Origin of the sequence: Dyadobacter sp. SG02, from assembly GCF_900109045.1 — a bacterium.
Lineage (GTDB): Bacteria > Bacteroidota > Bacteroidia > Cytophagales > Spirosomataceae > Dyadobacter.
This window is the reverse complement of the sequence record NZ_FNYL01000001.1, coordinates 731,764-752,954: the sequence shown is the minus strand read 5'-3', so window position 1 is coordinate 752,954 and position 21,191 is coordinate 731,764. Positions and strand designations below refer to the sequence as shown.

At 51.3% G+C, this 21,191-nt stretch carries 9 protein-coding genes; 8 read left to right on the top strand and 1 reads right to left on the bottom strand.

The window, feature by feature from the left end:
- Positions 1 to 29 precede the first annotated feature (29 nt).
- Positions 30 to 2,474: an outer membrane beta-barrel family protein gene (locus BMW93_RS03115; protein ID WP_229240156.1), complete on the top strand. Its 2,445-nt coding sequence runs from the start codon at positions 30 to 32 to the stop codon at positions 2,472 to 2,474.
- 33 nt (positions 2,475 to 2,507) lie between these two features.
- Here BMW93_RS03115 and BMW93_RS03110 read toward each other — a convergent pair whose 3' ends face one another.
- Positions 2,508 to 3,716, bottom strand: coding sequence for an ATP-binding protein (locus tag BMW93_RS03110; RefSeq protein WP_090373702.1), 1,209 nt, complete (start codon positions 3,714 to 3,716; stop codon positions 2,508 to 2,510).
- Between the two features lie 223 nt (positions 3,717 to 3,939).
- Here BMW93_RS03110 and BMW93_RS03105 point away from each other — a divergent pair, with 223 nt between their 5' ends.
- The 7 genes from BMW93_RS03105 (at position 3,940) to BMW93_RS03075 (ending at position 21,188) form a co-directional block, all read left to right on the top strand.
- Positions 3,940 to 6,315: an ABC transporter permease gene (locus tag BMW93_RS03105; protein WP_090373701.1), complete on the top strand. Its 2,376-nt coding sequence runs from the start codon at positions 3,940 to 3,942 to the stop codon at positions 6,313 to 6,315.
- Positions 6,316 to 6,346: 31 nt separating this feature from the next.
- Complete coding sequence (locus BMW93_RS03100; protein WP_090373700.1) at positions 6,347 to 8,728, top strand: ABC transporter permease; 2,382 nt, start codon at positions 6,347 to 6,349, stop codon at positions 8,726 to 8,728.
- A 187-nt stretch (positions 8,729 to 8,915) separates the two neighbouring features.
- On the top strand, positions 8,916 to 11,333 hold the full coding sequence (locus BMW93_RS03095; protein WP_229240155.1) for an ABC transporter permease: 2,418 nt from the start codon (positions 8,916 to 8,918) through the stop codon (positions 11,331 to 11,333).
- Between the two features lie 110 nt (positions 11,334 to 11,443).
- Positions 11,444 to 13,873 (top strand): ABC transporter permease, encoded by a 2,430-nt coding sequence (locus tag BMW93_RS03090; protein ID WP_090373882.1) that lies wholly within the window; start codon positions 11,444 to 11,446, stop codon positions 13,871 to 13,873.
- A gap of 44 nt (positions 13,874 to 13,917) precedes the next feature.
- Entirely contained in the window at positions 13,918 to 16,299 is a 2,382-nt protein-coding gene (locus tag BMW93_RS03085; RefSeq protein WP_090373699.1) for an ABC transporter permease, read from the top strand.
- 108 nt (positions 16,300 to 16,407) lie between these two features.
- Positions 16,408 to 18,786, top strand: a complete 2,379-nt coding sequence (locus tag BMW93_RS03080; protein ID WP_090373698.1) for an ABC transporter permease — start codon at positions 16,408 to 16,410, stop codon at positions 18,784 to 18,786.
- Positions 18,787 to 18,788: 2 nt separating this feature from the next.
- A complete protein-coding gene (locus BMW93_RS03075; RefSeq protein ID WP_090373697.1) occupies positions 18,789 to 21,188 on the top strand; it encodes an ABC transporter permease in 2,400 nt (799 codons plus the stop codon).
- Positions 21,189 to 21,191 lie beyond the last annotated feature (3 nt).

Below are 21,191 nucleotides of genomic sequence, written 5' to 3'. Positions count from 1 at the left end.
AAAATTTATTAGCCATGAAATTTTTTTCCATGAAAACACTATTCCAATTACTCATGTCCATCCTCATCCCGGGATTGATTTGCTGCCAGGACACATTTGCGCAAGTCGCTCCTGCGGGAGGGAGTATCAAAGGCATTGTAGCCGACTCTGCTACCGGCAAGTCGCTGGATTTCATCACCGTTAACCTGATGAAGGATAAAAGCACGGCCGTGAAAGCCGACTTTTCGAAGGCCGACGGTTCATTCGTTTTTCAAAACCTGAAACCGATGAAATATGCGCTGGTGCTGGTAGGGGTAGGTTATAAAAACAAGACGATCGACGTGGATTTGACGGACAGCACGCGCCGGCATGTCGACCTGGGCAATATTACGATCAGTCAGCAGGCGGTAGGTCTCAAAGAAGTGACGGTTACGGCATTGAAACCGATTGTGAAGCAGGAGGTAGACAGGATCAGTTACGACCTCGAAGCCGATCCCGAAAGCAAGGTGTACAGCGTGCTCGAAATGATGCGGAAGGTGCCGTACCTGTCGCTCGACGCGGAGGACAATATTTCCCTCAAAGGCAATACCGATTTCAAGATTCTGATCAACGGCAAGCCGTCGAGCATGGTCGAGCGGAGTTACAAGGATGTGCTGCGCAGTATGCCGGCGTCGTCCATCGTGCGTATCGAGGTGATCACTACGCCGCCTGCTAAATACGATGCGGAAGGCCTCGCGGGGATTATCAATATCATTACCAACAAAAAAATCGACAACGGGTATAATGGTACCCTCAATGTCAGTGAACGCTTCCCGACGGGCGGACCGGGAGTCGGTGGCTCGCTCTCGGCCCAGCTCGGGAAGATTGGTATGTCGGTCAATGCGGGTTTGAATCAATATAAAAACCCTTCGACCCAATCGATCTCCAATCGTACTACTACGGGTACCAATCCTACGGAGCTCGACCAGCGCGGCTGGAACCGGAGCAACAACAAGAACGGCTACATCGGCTACGAGATCACCTACGAAGTGGACACACTGAACCTGTTGAGCGCGCAACTGAATGTGAATGGTGGAAGGAACACTGCCAATGGCTATCAATCGTCGCTGCTGAATGCCGGCGAGGAAATTTTGGAACGTTATAATGTGACCAACGATAACTCCGACCGCGGCAACGGGCGCGACGCGGCAGTAAACTACCAGAAGGGTTTCAAAGCCGATAAAAATCGCCTGCTGACGTTCTCGTACCGCTATTATGGTTACGACAACAAACAAACCGGTAACCTTCGCATCGCCGACCGCATCAATTACGACCGCCCGGATTACCGGCAGATCAACGACCAGAGCTTTTCGGAGCAGACATTCCAGGTGGACCTGGTCTATCCGGTAAAAAAGCTGAATATTGAAGCCGGTTTGAAAGGCATTATGCGCGATAATCAAAGCGACTTCAAATACGCCATTTATAATCCGGAGACCGATTCTTACGACACGGACGCGGCTATGAGCAACAAATACAACAATACGCAGAAGGTTTTCGGTGCTTATAATACGTATCAATATAATTTCAAAAACTGGGGCGTGAAGGCGGGTGCACGCGTGGAGCAGACGATCATCGATGCCGATTTCATCTCTACCGATTCAAAAGTGAAGCAGAACTATTTCAACTTCATACCATCGGTTTCGATCAACCGAAAGCTCAAAAACAATGCGGGGATCAACTTCGGATACACGCAGCGCATTCAGCGTCCGGGTATCTGGCAGCTCAATCCGTTCGTCGACCGTTCGAACCCGAGCTATGAGCGTACGGGTAACCCCGATCTCCGGCCGGCCTATGTGAACGACTTGCAGTTGAGCTTCAATAAGGCGAAAAAGGGTAATATCAACTTTGGCGTAGGCTATACGCATTTCAAGGACCTTATTTTCCCGATCGCGGTCTATAATCCCGAAACACAAGTGACGCGTACGTCTTACGGCAACACCGGCCGTGCCCGGCTCATCAGTGGTAACCTGAACGCAAATTACCCATTCTCGAAAAAGTGGAATATCAGTGCCAACCTCCGCATCGCGCATGGTAAGGTAACCGGTATTGTGAATGGAATCGAGATCACCAACAGCGGGGTAATGTATCAATTAGCGGTTTCGACCGGCTATAAGCTGCCAAAGGACTGGCGCGTGAATGCGAACTTCAACGCGAACGGCCCGGGCGTGAACCTGCAAGGCACCACGAACTCGATTCAAAGTACGTCGTTCAGCGTGAACAAGGATGTGATTAAGGATAAACTCTCGCTCTCCGCTGCCGTGAATAATCCTTTCACAAAATTCAGAAGGTATCATAACGTTACCTTCGGCCCGGACTTCGACCAGTTCACCGATCGCTGGCAGTATTTTCGCTCCTTCAATTTCAGTCTGAACTACAAGTTTGGAAAACTGAAAGACGGTATTAAGAAGAACAAGCGGGGCATCCGGAACGACGATGTGCAGAATGGGGGGAACTAAATGCAAATGCCGGGCGCGAAAGCCCGGCATTTTTTAATTGGCCAGATATTGGTGGGCGGGGACAATGTGCGCTTTCATTCCATCCTTTTCAACCTCATCGGTCTGATTGAACGTGACAAGCGTTCCTTCTTTGAGTTCGAAATGGTTCATGGCTTCGAAAAGCCCTTTCAATTCACGGTCCATATTATCGTGGTTGAGATCATAGCAAACCTGCACCACCTGCCGCACGGTGCCTTTTTCCGACACTACGAAATCGCATTCGCTCTTTTCCGAGAAATAGTAGATCTCCTTGTACTTTCTGCGCAAATGCAGGAAAACCAGGTTTTCGAATACACTCCCGAAATCATCTGTAAAAGACCCCGAATTGGCATTGACTACCCCTGTATCGATTGCGTACACTTTGCGGGGATTGATCAGTTGCTTGCGTAACGAATAGCTGAATTTCGGCACGAAATGGAACAGGTAAGTATACTCGAAATATGAAAGGTAATCCATTATCGTGCTGGTAGAACCTGCTTCAAACATCGTTTTCAGCCTGTTACCGGTGATCAGCCTGCCCACATTCGAAACAAGGTACAATGCAAGTCGCTGCAATGTACGCACGTCCCGCACGCCGTAGCGCACCGCTATATCGCGTACCAAAATGTCTTCGAACAAATGATGCATGATTTCTTCCAGGCCTGATTTAACATATTCGGGGAAACCGCCGGTGGCCATATAGTCACGGGTTGCGTCGGCAGCGGGCGCTACTTCCCTGAATGCGCAAAACTCGGAATAGGAAAAGGGAAAGAGCTCCTTGGTGATTTGCCGACCGGTAAGTTTGGTGCCCAGCTCGCGGCTCAATAGCGAGGCGTTGGAACCTGTGATCACGATTCTGCAACCTTCATCCAGTTTCTGCCGGACGTACGTTTCCCACCTGTCGACGATCTGGATTTCATCAAAAAAAAGCGCGGTTTGCCCCATTTCAGTTACAAGACTGTCGAGGCGGACGAAATCTGAAGGCTCGAAATCATATAACCGGGTGTCTTCGAAGTTCAGGTAGAAGGCATCGGGATGTTTTTCGCGTAGCAATTGATGCAACAATGTGCTTTTACCGCACCGTCTCACGCCCGAAACGATCAGCGCGTGAGAGGTGATATCCGGAAGCTTGTCCAAGGCGGTTCTTTCCAGCCCCAGTTCCAGGACGGAAAGATTGGCTTTTTGGGCCTCTGCGACGCTCGCTATGGTGGATTTCAGTATCATTTTTTGCCTTAACAATTCAAAAATACAAGTTTATATTTTACTATCAAACAAAAGTGTCTATTACTAATGAACACTTTTGTTTGATATAAATGATCAATTAGTTGGTGTCCGCTTTTGGACACTCGATTTTAGGTAAATCTCTGATATTGAGTATTTTGAAAATTTGGTATAGATTTGTTGATCGACTGATTCAACCAGCAACCGAAGCCTTACTAACAGCTCAATGTTCAGAAACTACCTCAAAATCGCTGTCCGCAGCCTGTTCCGGCACAAAACGTATTCGCTGATCAACATCCTCGGGCTTGCTGCCGGAATTTGCGTTTCTACGCTCATACTGATGTTTGTCGTTCATGAGCATAGTTACGACCGGTTTCACGACAGGCACAAGGATATCTATCGCGTGCTGGGAAAGGTGAAAATGGGGGATAACGAGTTTAATATGAATGCCTTTGCCGCCAGTTTTGCACCAGCGCTGGGCGAAGGGGTGCCACAGGTGGCTGATTACGTCCGGATTTTACCTTCATACCGGAGCGCAGCTATGGCAAAACCTGCCCGGGATGAGGAAGCGATCCTGGAAAAGAATATCCTGTTTGCCGATCCGTCATTTTTCAGCGTATTCAACTTTCCACTGGAAAAAGGGAACATTGCGGAGGCATTGCGGAAGCCGTTTACAATGGTTGTCTCGGAACGTGCGGCGGTGAAGTATTTCGGCCATACCGACGTGCTCGGAAAGGCATTGATGTACGAAGGGAAGCACCTCGTCCAGATCACAGGTGTTGCCCAGGACCCGCCGTCCAATTCTTCCCTGGATTTCGATTTTGTTATTTCGAGCCAAACATACCCGAAGTTGAGCGACGCGAACCGTCAAAATTGGGATAATGGGGGCGGGATTTTTAATGTGTACCTGCTCCTGAATGCCGGAGAGTCAAAAGAACTGGCGGCGAAAGGGATTAACCGCCTTAACGCATTGAAGGAAGGGCAGGTCGGACTTAAACCTCAATACACACTCGAAGGCCTCGACGATATGCACCTCGGCGGTGCATTCAACGACAGTGGAAATAGCAAACTCATCCCGATCTTCGCCATGGCGGCGATCGCAATCCTCATGCTTGCCCTCTTCAACTACATGAGCCTCACCACTGCGCGTGCGACGCAGCGCGCACGTGAGGTAGGCGTGCGCAAGGTCGTAGGCGCTACACGTGCGGGCTTGGGTGGTCAGTTTTATATGGAATCGGCACTGGTGTGTGCAGTGGCGTTTGCCCTGGGATTGTTGATGGTTTTTTACCTGAGTCAGCCGTTTTACACGCTGCTGGGTTTGCGGATCGATACTTCATTTGTGATATCGCCTTTCTTCTTGTCCTTTTTAGCAGGCTTACTCGCCCTGACCGCATTGGTGGCGGGTAGCTATCCGGCATTTGTATTGTCGGGCTTTGCGCCGCTGGAAGTGATCAAAGGTCGGTTTACGGGCAGCATCGGCGGGGTAGGGGTAAGACGTGTTTTTACCGTTTTTCAGTTCGCGGTTTCCATGGCGCTGATCGTCGGGAGCCTGATCGTGCGAGAACAGCTGGCTTTTATGCAACGAAAAGAACTCGGGCTGAACAAGGACCAGGTGTTAAGTGTTCCAATCGGGCCGTCGATGGCCGCCAATTACATTCCGTTCCGAAATGCGGTGCGGGAGCAGGCGGGAGTTGCGAACGCCACATTCGCGAATGCCGGCTTGTTTAAAGGATACAATATGTTTTTTGCGCCAAATAAAAACACCAAAAAGGACGTAGGTGTTGCTCAGTTAATTGTAGATGACCACTTTATGAAAACATTGGGGATTGAGTGGAAAACCCCGGAGATAGGCCCGCGGTTTCATTTCGCCCTGGTAAACGAGCAGGCTATCGTCGAACTGGGCTTGAAGGAAAATCCGGTTGGTCAGCAACTGCTTGAAGGTATCAATGTGGAAGGTGTGTTTAAAAACTTCGACTTTTCTGATGTCCGGCATGGCCCTAAGGCGATGACACTGGCAGTGGCCGGAGATACGACGAACATGCTTCGTTCGCCCGGCGTCTCGCGGGGAATTTTGTATATCAAGATCAACAAGGGTGCCGACGTTGCAGCCAACGTGAAGGCAATCGGGCAGCTTTTCAAAAAATACGACGTCGAAACGCCTTTCGAATACTATTTCCTCGACGATGCATTCAATGAAACTTTCAAGAACGAAACACGACTGTCGGGAATGTTCTCGGCGTTTACGGTGCTCGCCATTTTCATTGCTTGCATGGGGCTTTTCGGGCTTATTACCTTTACTACCGAAACCCGCACGAAGGAAATTGGTATCCGGAAGGTGCTGGGTGCTTCGGCGACGGGCATTGTCGGAATGCTTTCGAGGGAGTTTGTGATACTGGTCCTCGTTTCAGGTGTGATAGCCATACCCGTAGCCTGGTATTTTATGGCGCACTGGTTGGAGGATTTCGCGTACCGGATCAGTGTTCCGCTATGGGTACATTTCGCGACGATTGGCATGATGCTTTTCATCACACTCCTCACCGTAGGTTTCAAGGCCATTCACGCGGCGATGGTCAACCCGGCCGCCTCTTTAAAGAATGATTAATAGTTAGTAAGCCATATTTCACCTGACAGCCATGTTTAAAAACTATTTTAAGATCGCCTTCCGGAACCTTTGGAAGCACAGGGTATTTTCGTTTATCAACATTATGGGGCTCACCGTCGGGATGTCGGCCTGTTTGCTGATCTCGATGTATGTCAATTTCGAGCTGACTTACGATGCATTTCACGCTAAATCGGACCGTATTTACCGGCTGGTGACGGACGTGATCACGCCTTCCGAAACCATCCATGCGGGCATTACTTCATGGGCATTCGGCCCGACGATCAAGCAGGATTTTCCCGAGGTCGAAGCTTACGCGCGACTTAATGGCGGCAGTTTTCTCGTACGAAAAGGAGATGTTAAGTTTCAGGAAGAAGCCACCGTGTTCGCCGATTCGTCCTTTTTCCGTGTTTTTGATTTCAAACTGGTCAAGGGTGATCCTAAAACGGCCCTCAAAGACCCGCTAAGCCTGGTTTTTACGGAAAAAGCGGCCAAAAAGTATTTCGGTGATGCTGACCCGATCGGGCAGACATTGCTGCTGTCGGGCGACGGCCTTCCGGCGAAGGTCACCGGTGTGATGAAAGACATTCCCGAAAACTCCCTGATCAAAGGCGACATGTTCGTTTCGATGACCACCATGACGCAACGTTTCAACCGTAATATCGACGACGAATGGGGTAATTTCGGGGCGACGACTTACCTGCTCCTGAAACCGGGCGCGGATAGCAAAGCTTTGGAAAAGAAGTTGCCGGCTTACCTCGAGCGCCGCGCGGGCAAGCTAATGCGCGAGTCAAAAATGTCGTACAAACTTTTTCTCGAACCGCTGATGGACGTGCATTTGAACTCTGAGCGCGATGTGGCCGAGAAGGGTAGCATGAGTAACGTATATGTATTCTCCGTTGTGGCGGCCTTCATTCTGCTGATCGCCTGCATCAACTTTGTGAACCTTACCACGGCACGGTCGGCGGAGCGGGCCAAAGAAGTGGGCATCCGGAAGGTAGTAGGCGCTGCCAAGGGGTTATTGGCAAGGCAATTTGTGAGTGAGTCGGTATTGCTTTGCCTGATCGCATTCTTGTTTTCAATCGTGCTTTCGGCCGCATTAATACCGTTGTTCAATAACCTGGCAGGCAAAGTGGTCGTTTCCGGTATATTTGCCGATTCTTCTTTTTTGTTATACCTGCTATTGGCGGCAGTGCTGATCGGCGTCCTGGCCGGTATTTACCCTGCATTGGTACTATCGTCGTTCGAGCCGGTGACGGTCCTGAAAGGTCGTTTTACGACCAGTTTTAAAGGTATTTTATTGCGAAAAGGGCTGGTTACGGTCCAGTTTGCCATTTCTATCGCGCTGATTATCGCCACGATGATCGTGTACATTCAGATGAACTACATGCGTAACCGCGACCTGGGTTTCAGCAAGGACCAAATGCTGGTGATCAACACCCAGGGCGATCCGAAACGCGAGGCATTCAAGGAGTCGCTGCGCGGGCTCGCGGGCGTCAAATCTACGGCTGCATCGTCCAGTGTTCCGGGAGGCCCGAACCGCGGCGCGTATTCTGAAATCGAGAATAAAAGCGGAGAGCTGCAAGTTGCCAATCTGGATCTCTATTTCGTCGATTTTGACTATATCGGGCAATTCGGACTGAAAATGGCAGCGGGCCGGCCGTTTTCGAAAGAATTCGGTACGGATACCACCCGGGCGATGGTCATCAACGAAGCCGCCGTGAAGCTCCTGGGTTATGCCCAACCCCAAGACGCGATCGGGCGCCGTTTCAAACAATGGGGGCGTGAGGGCAAGATCGTCGGCGTGATCAAGGACTTCCATTTCCGTTCGTTGCAGGAAACCATCAAGCCGCTCACCATGCGCATCGAACCGGGCGGGACCGAGCTGGTTACTGTCAAGGTCGAAGGTAACCGTATAAAAGAAACCGTTGCGGCCGTGGAAGGAAAATGGAAGGAACTTGTACCTGCAAGGCCGTTCAGCTATTATTTTATGGATGAATTCTTCGACCGGCAATACCGCGCCGAGGAGCGTTTTGAAAAGCTGTTTTTCAACTTTGCCATCCTGGCGATCTTCATTTCCTGCCTGGGTTTGCTCGGACTGGCCTCGTACAGCACCATGCAGCGCACCAAAGAAATCGGCGTGCGGAAGGTTATGGGCGCGTCCATTGCCAGCATTGTTGGGCTGCTTTCCAGGGATTTCCTCAAACTCGTGCTCATCGCATTCGTGGTGGCGTCGCCGGTAGCCTATTTCGGAATGAACCGCTGGCTGGAAAACTTTGCTTACCGCACGGATATTTACTGGTGGATTTTCGCGATTGCGGCGGTATTGTCGATTGTCATAGCGTTTGCGACGGTGAGCTTCCAGAGCATTCGCGCCGCCGTGATGAATCCGGTGAAGAGTTTGCGGAGCGAGTAGTCCTTCTGGCAGGTAATGCCGCCCGTTCCAAATCGAACGGGGCGTGTCCGATAGTGAACACCCATGATTTGTTTTATTAATATATAAAAAATTGATTTTCAGGTAATTGTGATATTGTGATTGGCTGGTGCATAATTTGACTAGGAAATGGGAAATCCATCCGTCAACCCCCGTAACCGGCGCAGTTATGATATCCAGTTATCTGAAAATCGCTCTGCGGAGCCTTTGGAACAAGAAGGCTTTCGCTTCCATCAATATTTTCGGACTGGCCATCGGATTGGCGACATGCATGCTGATCCTTCTGTTCGTGCAGCACGAGCTTAGTTACGACCGCTTCAACAAGCAGGCCGACCGAATTTTCAGGGTTACCCTACACGGTCGGATCGGCGGTAACGACATCAACATCGCGGGCGCGTCCGCTCCCGCAGGCCCCGCACTTATGCGCGATTATCCGGGCGTGGAGGCCTACACGAGGCTCAATACCAGTGGTACTTTCCTCATTAAAAACGGCGAAAGGCGCTTTTTGGAAGAGCGCGTTATTTTTACCGACTCCAACTTTTTCAATTTCTTCTCCATACCACTCCTAAAAGGCGACGCCAATAGTGTCCTCAAAGAGCCGAAAACAGTCGTGCTGACAAAATCCACGGCATTGAAATACTTCGGACGCCAGGACCCGATTGGGAAGAGCCTCGAAATGGGCACGATGGGTTTGTTTCGTGTGACGGGCGTTTGCGAGGATGTACCTTCCAATTCGCATTTTCACTACGACTTTTTCGGGTCGATGAAATCCGTCACGCTGGGTGACAAATGGCTGTCGAGCGGTGCGCACACTTATGTAATGCTGCGGAAAGGCTATCCGGTTGAAAAACTTGCGGCTCAGATGCCGCAGGTGGTGAAGAAATACATCGGCCCCGAAATCCAGGAATTTCTGGGCATGAGTTATGAGGAATACCTGCGCAAAGGCGACAAGTTTGGTTTCGGTTTGCAGCCATTAACCGACATTCACCTTACTTCCAACCTCGAAAACGAGCTGGAAGGCAACAGCAATATCAAATACATTTACATATTCACGGCCATTGCGGCATTCATTCTGCTCATTGCCTGTATCAATTTCATGAACCTCTCCACCGCCGGTTCGGCAGGGCGGGCGAAGGAAGTGGGCGTTCGGAAAGTAATGGGTTCGGTGCGCCAGCAGTTGATGGCCCAATTCCTCACCGAATCGGTTTTGGTGACGCTTTTCGCACTTTTGGTGGCACTCGGGCTGGTAGTACTGATATTGCCCGGCTTCAACAATCTGGCCGGGAAGCAGTTTGACCTTCAATCCATTCTGAATGCCCGCATGATCGCTTATGCATTAGGCGGGTGCGTGATCGTGGGCCTGCTCGCGGGGAGCTACCCCGCCTTCTTCCTGTCGGCATTCAGGCCGGTGGCGGTGCTGAAAGGGAGCATTCAGGCCGGTGTGAAAAGCGGCTGGCTCCGGAACACGCTGGTGACCATTCAGTTTGTCGTTTCCATTGTCATGATTATCGGCACGATGGTCGTTTACCAGCAGTTGCGTTTTATTCAGAATAAAAATGTCGGTTTTGATAAAGAGCAGGTATTGATCCTCCATGATACTCACTTGCTGGGCGTTAAGGCGAAGTCTTTCAAGGAACAGCTGGGTAATCTTTCGGCGGTCAGCAGTGTGACCCTCGCGGGCTTTCTGCCTGCGGGAAATTCCAACAACGGCACCGATGGCTTCCTGCCCGAAAATGCCGAAAACAATATTACGCCCTATCGTTTCACTACTTACCAGGTCGACGAGGACTATCTGAAAACCCTGGGCATCGGTCTCGCATTAGGTCGCAATTTTTCCAGAACCTTCGGCGGCGACAGCGCATCCGTGCTGATCAACGAGGCGGCCGCAAAACAATTCGGCTGGAAAAATCCCATTGGAAAGCGCATCAGGACCATCGGCAACGGTACGCCGGAAAGCAAGCGGTTTTATACGATTGTGGGTATTACCAAAGATTTTCACTTCCGCTCGATGCATGAGCGCATTGCGCCGCTGGTAATGTTCTATGGTGGCGACCAGTACCAGTTGGCCATTCGCATTAAAACCAATGACATTCCAGCCTTGCTCAAAACATTGGAAAAGACCTGGAAGGCGACATCGGACAACCCTTTCGCCTATTCCTTCCTGAACGAACGCTTTAACAAAATGTACGAATCGGAACAACGGGTAGGGAAGCTCTTCGGAATTTTCGCCGGGCTCGCAGTGGTGATCGCTTGCCTCGGGTTGTTCGGGCTGGCCGCGTTCACGACCATCCAGCGCACCAAGGAAATAGGCGTCCGCAAAGTGTTGGGGGCTTCGGTGCTAAGCATTGTCTCGTTGCTTTCCAAAGATTTTGTAAAACTCGTGGGTATTGCCATCGTCATCGCCTCGCCCCTGGCGTGGTATGGGATGAGCAAATGGCTGTCGGATTTTGCGTACAAGGTCAATATCGAATGGTGGGTATTCCTGCTGGCCGGTGTGCTGGCGGTAAGCGTAGCCTTGCTGACGGTCAGTTTTCAGAGTATCAAAGCGGCGCTGGTTAATCCGGTGAAATCGTTGAGGTCGGAATAAGGCCTTCGGCCTGACCATGGACGATGGACCGCCGACCATGGTTTTTTGAGGTTTATAAACTAAAAATAATGGTCCATGGTCGGCGGTCTATGGCCCTAAACAAAAATGCCATGCTAAAAAACTACCTGAAAATCATCTTCCGTAACCTTTGGAAAAATAAGGGTTACTCGGCGATCAATATTGGCGGATTGGCGATCGGGATGGGTGTGGCTATGCTGATCGGCCTTTGGGTTTTTGATGAACTATCATTCAATCAGTATTTCAAAAACTACGACCGGATAGGACAGGTGCTGCAAAACCGGGTGGAGCATGGCGAAAAGAAAACGTCGTTTTCGTTGCCTGTGCCATATGTAGCAGAGTTGAAAACGCATTATGCCGGCAATTTCAAGCGCATTGTGGCCTCGACACAGATTAGCGATAACATTCTCTCGGCGGGAGAAACCAAACTGACCCGCAATGGTCATTTCATCGAGGCGGGAGCACTCGAAATGTTCGGGGTCCGCATGATAAAAGGATCAACGGCAGCATTGACGGACGAGCAGGGCATCATTCTCTCTCAATCAACCGCCCGCGCGCTTTTCGGTGATACTGATGCAATGAACAAGCTCGTGATGATCGATACCCACCTGAACATGAAAGTAACGGGTATTTATGAGGACTTTCCCCAAAATACCAGGTTCGCCGAGGTCCAGTTCATGGGTTCGTGGGACTATTTCATGGACAAAAACCGCTACATGCGGGACAAGAAATGGGATAACCATGCCATCTGGATCTATACCGAACTGGCAGACCATACCGATTTCAAAACAGCCAGCCACGCTATCCGCCTTTCCGAACTGAATGCGATCGGGAAAATGGACGATATGAAGGAGGAAGCAGCCACCCGTCCCGAAATGTGGGTGCATCCCATGCAAGACTGGCATTTGTACTCCGATTTTAAGAATGGCGCAGTAGGCGATGGACCGGTTAAATATGTCTGGATGGTGGGTATGATCGGCTTTTTCGTGTTGCTGCTGGCTTGTATCAATTTCGTGAACCTGAGCACCGCGCGGTCGGAGAAGCGTGAGCGCGAGGTAGGCGTACGCAAGGCGATCGGCTCGATGCGGATACAGCTGATCGGGCAGTTTTTCAGTGAATCGTTCCTGGTTGTGCTGCTATCGTTTGTGCTGGCGCTGATCGGGGTGGTCCTGTCGCTTTCGTGGTTCAACAACCTGGCGGCGAAGCAAATGGTGATACCGTGGGATAACCTTTATTTCTGGATAGGCAGCGCAGGTTTTGTATTGCTTACAGCCGTACTTGCGGGTGGTTATCCGGCCATTTATCTTACATCTTTTCAGCCTGTTAAAGTATTGAAAGGCTCCGGCGCGTCATTGAGGACGCATTTCGGGCGCTTTGCCTACACGCCGCGGCAGGTATTGGTGGTATTGCAATTCACGATTTCCGTCACGTTGATTATCTGCACCAGCATTGTTTACCGGCAAATCAAATTCGCGAAAGAGCGGCCAGTGGGTTACTCGCGCGATGGTTTGATGATGGTACCCATGAAAACCGATGAATTTTATGGAAAAACGGACATTATCCGTACCGAATTGAAGAATACCGGCATGGTCGAGGAAGTGGCCGAATCGCAAAGCCCGGTTACCGGCGTGTGGTCGTCCAACGAAGGTTTCAGCTGGAAAGGGATGCCGGAAGGGTTCGTCGAAACTTTCGCCACGCTCACAGTTTCACCCGAGTATGCCAAAACCGCCGGCTGGCAGTTTTTGAACGGGCGCAATTTCTCGAAAGAACTCGCTTCCGATACGTCGGGCTTTGTCATCAATGAATCGGCGGCACGTTTGCTCGGCGTCGCCGACCCGGTAGGCATGACCGTTTCATGGAAAAGTCAATGGATGACCGATAACATCCGCAAGTCGTTCACGGTCATCGGCGTGGTGAAGGATATGGTGATGGAATCGCCGTTTGCACCAGTGAAACCGACCGTTTTCTTCCTGTTCGGTTCACCCAACTGGATCAATATCAAACTGAACCCCGATGTCAGCTCGGCCAGGGCATTGCCCGCTATTGAAAACGTATTCAGGAAACTGGTGCCGGCAGCGCCGTTCGAATACAAGTTTGCCGATGTAGAGTACGACGCCAAATTCAGAACTGAAGAGCGGATCGGAAAGCTGGCGGGCTTCTTCGCCGTGTTGGCCGTGGTGATCAGTTGCCTCGGCCTGTTCGGGCTGGCCTCTTTTACGGCCGAGCAGCGTACCAAAGAAATAGGCATCCGCAAAGTGCTGGGCGCTTCCGTTGCGGCATTATGGGGTATGCTTTCCAAAGATTTTGTCGCGCTGGTGGCCGTTGCCAGTCTCATCGCAGTGCCGCTGGCCTGGTATTCGATGAGCGCGTGGCTCCAAAACTATCAGTACCGCACCGAAATCAGCTGGTGGATATTCGCCCTCGCAGGCGCGGGCGCTCTCGTGCTCACACTCGCGACGGTGAGTTATCAGGCCATTAAAGCAGCATGGATCGACCCGGTACAAAGTTTAAAAAGTGAGTAAGCGAGTTTAATTCAAGTATTTAACCTAACAAAACACACTGTAAAATGAACGGTAGCTATTTAAAATTAACCCTGAGGAATCTGGCGAAGCATAAGGTTTACACCGCTATCAATCTCATCGGCCTGGCCGTGGGGATGGCGGGGGCGATTGTGATATTCCAGTTGGTGAAGTATCACCTTGGCGTAGACAGCTACCATGCCCTCGCCGACAGGACGTACCGCGTGGTCGTGGATCTGCACCTAGAAGACGGCTCGGTAGAGCAGGAGCGGGGCTCGGCTTTTGTTTTACATGAAACATTGAAAAAGGAGTTTAGCAATGTCCGGGACGCCGCTTATGTGGCGCATAAGGAGCTGACGATCCGTGTCGATGCCGGTAGGGCTTCCCGCAAGTTCCTGGAAAAGGAACACCTGGTTTTTACGAATGTGGATTTCTTTAAAATATTTGATTATAAATGGATTAGCGGCAATGCTTCGGCCATGGCAGCGCCCAGCCAGGCCGTGGTAACCGAGCGGTACGCCCGGAAGTATTTCGGAAACGGCAATGCAATGGGAAAGGTAATCCGCGCCAATAACCGCGAAAACCTGGTGATCGCCGGCATTGTGGCCGATTACTCCGAGCAAACCGATTTCAAACAGGATATTTTCGTTTCGCTGCCTACTTTAAAAAAGATTGTCCCGGAATATGGTTACGAAGACTGGGGCTGGATCGACAGCGGACGCGATACTTACATAACCCTTCGTTCGCCGGACGACAAAGCTGCATTCGAAGCGCAGATGCCAGCATTTGCCAACAAATATTACGGTCCCGACGGCAAGGTTTTCCATTACCATTTGCAGGACTTGTCGGATGTTCATTTCAATGTAGCCTACGGCGGCAAGATCAATTACAACACGATTCTCGTGCTCGCGACGGTGGGCATATTGCTCATTCTCATCGCCTGCTTCAATTTTATCAATCTTTCGACCGCGCAGGCGTTCAAGCGCAGCAAGGAAGTAGGGGTAAGAAAAGTGCTGGGTGTTTCGCAAGCGCAGGTTTTCTGGCTTTTTATACAGGAAACTGCTTTGCTAACCTTTGCCGCAGGCGCCATTTCCCTCGTGCTTGCCTGGCTCTTTGCGCCGATGCTGAGCCAATGGCTGGGACTGAATGTGCGGGTGGAGGTTTTCAGTGATCCACTGCTTGCTGCTTTCTGTGCTGCATTGTTGCTGTCCGTAGTAATAATGGCTGGTGTGTATCCGGCATTTGTTATCTCCCATTTTAACCCGGTGAAGGCCATTAAGGGGCTATTGAAGGAGAATAATCGCAGCTTTTTTTCGGTACGAAAGGGGCTGGTCGTGACACAATTCAGCATTTCATTCGTCTTGATAGCGGTATCGACGCTGATCATCCTGCAATCGGAATTCCTGAAAAACAAGGACCTGGGAATGGATAAGGACCTGATCCTGCATTTGAATTTGCCCGAAACAGAAACCAGCAAACTCGCGGCATTGCGCAACGAGCTATCGGCTCTGCCCGAGGTAACGGACCTGACTTTTTTCAGGAGCGCGCCGTCGGTACAGATGAGCGGCGGCGGGACGATCAAGTTTGAAAACCGCGATTGGGAGAAATTCGTAGCGCGGTCGAGAGCGGCGGACGATCATTTTGTGAAAACATATGGACTAAAACTCGTTGCCGGTCGCATTCCTGCGCATTCGGATACGCTCAATGAACTGCTGATTAACCGCAAACTTGTAAACGCATTAGGCCTGAAATCACCCGAAGCGGCATTGAACCGTCGCTTGCACGTGGGCGACGCGGGCAAAACGGGCACCATTGTGGGTGTACTATCGGATTTTAACAATGGAGATCTCTATACCGGTATCGAGCCGACGATCGTCTTTGCCGATCAGTCGCGCTACCGCTGGGCGGGTGTGAAGCTAAGCCGCGTCAATGCCTCGACGATCGCACGGATCAGCGCGGTATGGCAGAAGCAGTTTCCTGAAAATGTATTTGAATACAGTTTCTACGACGAGGAGATCGCCAGATTTTATCAGCGTGAAGAACTCGCGACGCGCCTTACGACCGCTTTCGCGCTGCTTTCGGTGTGCCTGTCGTGCCTCGGTCTTTTCGGGCTGGCCATTTTCGCCATTGAGCAGCGAACGAAGGAAATCGGCGTCCGCAAAGTGCTCGGTGCGTCGGTAGCCGGCATTACTACTATGCTGTCGATGGATTTTTTGAAACTGGTACTCGCCGCGATCGTCATTGCAAGTCCCGTTGCCTGGTATTTCATGCACCGCTGGTTGCAGGACTTCGCTTACCGCATCGAGATCCACTGGTGGATTTTCGCCTGGGCAGGTTTCCTTGCGGCCGGTATCGCTTTGCTGACGGTGGGTTTTCAAAGTATCAAAGCAGCATTGACAGATCCGGTGAAGTCGTTACGGGCGGAATAGAGCCTTCGGTCCGACCATGGACGATAGACCATCGACTATGGGTGTTAATGAATGATTTAATTAAAACAACGGTCTATGGTCGTCCGTCCATGGTCAAAACAAGTACCAATGCTAAAAAACTATCTCAAAATCGCATGGCGTAGCCTGATCAAGGATCGGCAGTTTACGCTGTTGAACCTGCTGGGACTCTCTACCGGGCTGGCTTGTACATTGCTGATCTACCTTTGGGTGGTGGATGAATTGCACGTGGATAAACACAATGCGAAGGACGCGCAGTTGTTCCAGATCATGGTCAACCAGCCCCATGAGGATGGTATCAAGACGGGCGCGCATACGCCGGGCCTGCTGGCCGATGCATTGAAAGCAGAAATGCCCGAGGTGGAGCTGGCGACAACGGTGGTGCCGGCGGAATGGTTTTCGAACAAAGGCGTGGTATCGGTGGGGGAAACCAAACTGAAAGCCGGAGGGCAGTTCGTCAGCCGCGATTATTTCGATGTATTTACCTGTCCGTTCACGCAGGGCGATGCCCGCGCGGTGACGGGCGACAAGAATACGCTCGCGCTTTCGGAAGAAATGGCTGTAAAGCTTTTTGGTACACAGGATAATGTGGTCGGAAAGACTGTTAAATGGGACGAGGGGCAGTTTAGCGGGCTTTATCGCGTGGGCGGGGTGTTCAAAAGCAATCCGCGTAATGCGAGCAACCAGTTCGATATCCTCTTCAATTTCGAACAATTCAAGGCGCGGCGCCCGGGAATGGAAAACTGGGGCAACAGCGATCCTCACACATTTGTAATCCTTAAAAGTGGCGCCGATTTGTCGCTTTTCAACCAGAAAATCAAACATTTCCTTCAATCCAAAAGCAAGGACAACGACTTTCAGCTTTTTGCCATCCGTTATTCGGACAAATACCTGCACGGGCAGTTCGAAAACGGTGTGCAGGCGGGAGGGCGCATTACGTATGTGAGGTTGTTTTCGGTGATCGCGTTGTTTATTCTCGTGATTGCCTGCATTAATTTCATGAACCTTTCCACGGCCAAAGCAACGGGCCGTATGAAGGAGGTCGGCATTAAAAAAGTAGTGGGCGCATTACGGAGCTCGCTGGTTATGCAACATCTGAGCGAATCTCTGATGCTCACCTTTGTATCGCTGTTCGTCGCGGTAGGCATTGTAGTGTTGATTTTGCCGGAATTCAACAGCATTACCGGCAAGCAGGTCGCCCTTTCACCCGATCCGATGCTGATAGCCGCCACCTTGCTCATTACGCTCGTTACGGGGTTGCTGGCGGGCAGCTATCCGGCATTCTACCTGACGGGTTTCGATCCGGTTTCGGTTTTGAAAGGAAAACTGAGGAATACCGCAGGAGAGCTACTGGTACGGCGCGGATTGGTGGTGTTCCAGTTTGCGGTGTCGGTGGTTTTCATCGTTTCGGTGATCGTCGTTTACCGGCAAATCCAGTTTATACAGAACCGTAACCTGGGCTACAACCGCGACCATATCATTCATTTTGAAATACCCCTTGAAATGGACTCGCTGAAACTGAAAGCGGCGGAGGCATTTTTGGGAGAGGTTAAAAACATTCCCGGCGTGGTGAATGCGTCAAGTTATTACCATAACCTCACGGGTCAGCATGGCGCGATCTCGGGTTTCGAATGGCCCGGTAAGCCTGCCGGCACGGATATCGAGTTTTCGAACCTTGAAGTGGGGTATAATTTCATGGAAACTACGGGCATGACGCTGCGCGAAGGCCGGTTTTTCTCCCAAAACCAGAATGCCCGCAATGAAATCATATTCAACGAGTCGGCCATTAAAAGCATGGGTTTGAAAGATCCCGTGGGCAAGACGGTGAAGTTCTGGGGAATGGAGCGGCAGATCGTGGGTGTGGTGAAGGATTTCAATTTCGAGTCGCTGTACGAGCCTGTGAAACCTTGTTTCTTCCAGATGTACCCCATCATGCCCAATGTGATGGTGAAAATCCAGCGCGGCGCCGAGGAGCAGACGATCGCCCGCTTGCGAAAGCTGTTCCAGGACCGGCACAAAGGGCTGGTGTTCGACTACCAGTTCCTGGATGAAAACTATAAAGCACTATACGCGGCGGAACGGCGGGTAGGCGTGCTATCGCAGTATTTCGCCGGGCTGGCGATCGTTATTTCCTGCCTCGGGCTTTTCGGCCTGGCGGCATTCACCGCTCAGCGGCGGCAGAAGGAAATCGGCATCCGCAAAGTGGTGGGTGCTTCGGTAAGTAATGTGGTGGTAATGCTTTCGATGGATTTTATCAAACTCCTGGCTATCGCATTGTTCATCGCGTTCCCGCTGGTAGGCTGGGTAATGCACCGATGGCTCGACAATTTCGCATTCCGCATCAGCCTCGACACCGTTACATTCCTGGCCGCCGCCGCCAGCCTTGCGCTTATCACGCTGGCAACGGTAGGGTACCAGGCGGTGAAGGCGGCAGTGGTAAATCCGGTTAAATCATTAAGATCAGAATAATCATGTTTAAAAACTATCTCAAAATCGCATTCCGTAACCTTGTTAAAAGCAAGGGGTATTCGGCTATTAATATCGGCGGGCTGGCTGTGGGGATGGCCGTGGCTATGCTGATCGGCCTTTGGGTTTATGATGAATTTGCATTTGACCGCTACCACGCTCATTACGACCGCATTGCCAAGGTCGTGGAGCGGGGTGTTTTCGAAGGCAAGACGTACGACGGCGGTCAGCACACTTCTTATCCGCTGGGACAATATCTGCAAGAACACCATCAGGACGATTTCGAATATGTGATCCAGTCGTCATGGACGGACGAGCATATACTGGCTTACAAAGACAACAAGTTTACCAAGAATGGCGCGTACATGAGCGCGGGCGCACCGCACATGTTCACACTGAATATGCTCCGGGGCTCGCGCGACGGCCTCAAAGAACGTAATTCCATCCTGATCTCCGAGTCGGTAGCGGAAGCATTGTTTGGCAAGGAAAACCCGATGGACAAGATTGTGAAGCTGGACAACCGGTTCGATATGAAGGTGACGGGCGTTTACGAGGATTTGCCTTACAATACCGAGTTCCGGGACCTGACTTTCGTGGCACCGTGGGACTTGTACGTGGCCACGCAGGATTGGGTACGCGAGGCGCGGGATAAGGAGCAGTGGAACAACAATTCCTGGCAGCTGCTGACACTCATCCGCCCGAATACGACATTCGAAGGGGTTACCCAAAGAATCAAAAACATTAAAGCAGAACATACGCCGGAAGCAAGGTTCCTGAAACCTCAGAACTATCTGCTACCTATGTCGAAATGGCATTTGTACGGCACCTGGGACGATGCCGGCCAGGCGGACGGGCGCATTCGTTACGTGTGGCTTTTCGCGATTATCGGGGCATTTGTGTTGTTGCTCGCGTCGATCAATTTTATGAACCTCAGCACCGCCCGCTCCGAAAAACGTGCCAAAGAGGTAGGTATCCGCAAAGCGATCGGTTCGATCAGGGGGCAGCTGATCAACCAGTTTTTCAGTGAATCGTTCATGGTGGTTTTCCTGGCATTCATTTTCGCGATCCTCATCGTGGTGCTTGCGTTGCCGTCGTTCAACGAAATTGCGGACAAACGGATCGACTTCCCGTGGAATAATGGCTATTTCTGGCTGGCGGGTTTTGCATTCTGTTTCCTGACGGGCCTTTTATCGGGCAGTTACCCGGCATTATACCTGTCGTCGTTTCAGCCGGTGAAGGTTTTGAAAGGTACATTCAATGCTGGGCGGTTTGCTTCGATGCCGCGTAAGGTGTTGGTCGTGTTGCAGTTTACAGTTTCGGTGACACTCATTATCGGTACCGCCATTGTTTACAAACAGATCCAGCATGCCAAAAACCGGCCGGTAGGTTACGACCGGAACGGGCTGATCACCGTCGAAATCAATACGCCTGAGTTGTACAGCCAGTACAACAGGATCCGCGGGGCATTGCAGGAAACCGGTGCGGTGGAGGAAATGTCCACTTCTTCGTCCCCATCGACATTCCTGGGCTCGAACAACGGAGGTTTCAGCTGGCCGGGCAAGGACCCAGCCTTGCACGACAACTTCGGTACCATCGGCGTCTCACACGATTTTGGCAAAACGGTCGGCTGGCAGTTCATCGGCGGCCGCGATTTCTCCCGTCAGTTCTCCACCGATTCGTCGGCGATGGTGATCAACGAGTCGGCGATGAAATACATGGGCTTCAAACAGCCGTCGGATATTGTAGGGCAAACTGTGAAATGGGGCGATAATCCTTATAAAGTAGTGGGCGTGATCCGCGATATGGTGATGGGCTCGCCATTCAGTCCGGTACGCCAGACGATGTTTATGGTCAATTACGGCTGGGCGAATTTTATCAGCATCAAACTCAAACCAGGACTTCCGTTAAGGCAATCGCTGGCCAAAGTGGCGGCGGTTTTTCATGAAGCAAATCCCGGCGGGCCATTTGACTACAAATTTACCGACGAAGAATATGCCCGAAAATTCGCGGCGGAAGAACGTATTGCCACGTTGGCAACCGTGTTTGCGGTACTGGCGATTTTTATCAGCTGCCTCGGGCTTTTCGGCCTGGCCTCTTTCACCGCCGAGCAGCGGACGAAGGAAATCGGCGTACGCAAAGTGCTGGGGGCTTCCGTGTCGAACCTCTGGGCATTGCTATCCCGCGAATTTGTGGTGCTGGTCATTATCTCGTTCCTGATCTCGACACCCACAGCCTGGTATTTCCTGAACGGCTGGCTCAAAAAATATGAGTACCGGACCGATATCCCCTGGTGGATTTTCGCTGCCGCAGGCGGTGGCGCGTTGCTCGTAACGCTCGCCACGGTAAGTTACCAGGCAATACGGGCCGCGTTGCTGGATCCGGTGAAATCTTTAAGGTCGGAATAAACC

What these genes read in the sequence shown, in the direction of transcription:
- BMW93_RS03115 (WP_229240156.1), top strand. Translation starts at nt 30, where the DNA reads ATGAAAACACTATTCCAATTACTCATGTCCATCCTCATCCCGGGATTG.
- BMW93_RS03110 (WP_090373702.1), bottom strand. Translation starts at nt 3,716, where the DNA reads ATGATACTGAAATCCACCATAGCGAGCGTCGCAGAGGCCCAAAAAGCC.
- BMW93_RS03105 (WP_090373701.1), top strand. Translation starts at nt 3,940, where the DNA reads ATGTTCAGAAACTACCTCAAAATCGCTGTCCGCAGCCTGTTCCGGCAC.
- BMW93_RS03100 (WP_090373700.1), top strand. Translation starts at nt 6,347, where the DNA reads ATGTTTAAAAACTATTTTAAGATCGCCTTCCGGAACCTTTGGAAGCAC.
- BMW93_RS03095 (WP_229240155.1), top strand. Translation starts at nt 8,916, where the DNA reads ATGATATCCAGTTATCTGAAAATCGCTCTGCGGAGCCTTTGGAACAAG.
- BMW93_RS03090 (WP_090373882.1), top strand. Translation starts at nt 11,444, where the DNA reads ATGCTAAAAAACTACCTGAAAATCATCTTCCGTAACCTTTGGAAAAAT.
- BMW93_RS03085 (WP_090373699.1), top strand. Translation starts at nt 13,918, where the DNA reads ATGAACGGTAGCTATTTAAAATTAACCCTGAGGAATCTGGCGAAGCAT.
- BMW93_RS03080 (WP_090373698.1), top strand. Translation starts at nt 16,408, where the DNA reads ATGCTAAAAAACTATCTCAAAATCGCATGGCGTAGCCTGATCAAGGAT.
- BMW93_RS03075 (WP_090373697.1), top strand. Translation starts at nt 18,789, where the DNA reads ATGTTTAAAAACTATCTCAAAATCGCATTCCGTAACCTTGTTAAAAGC.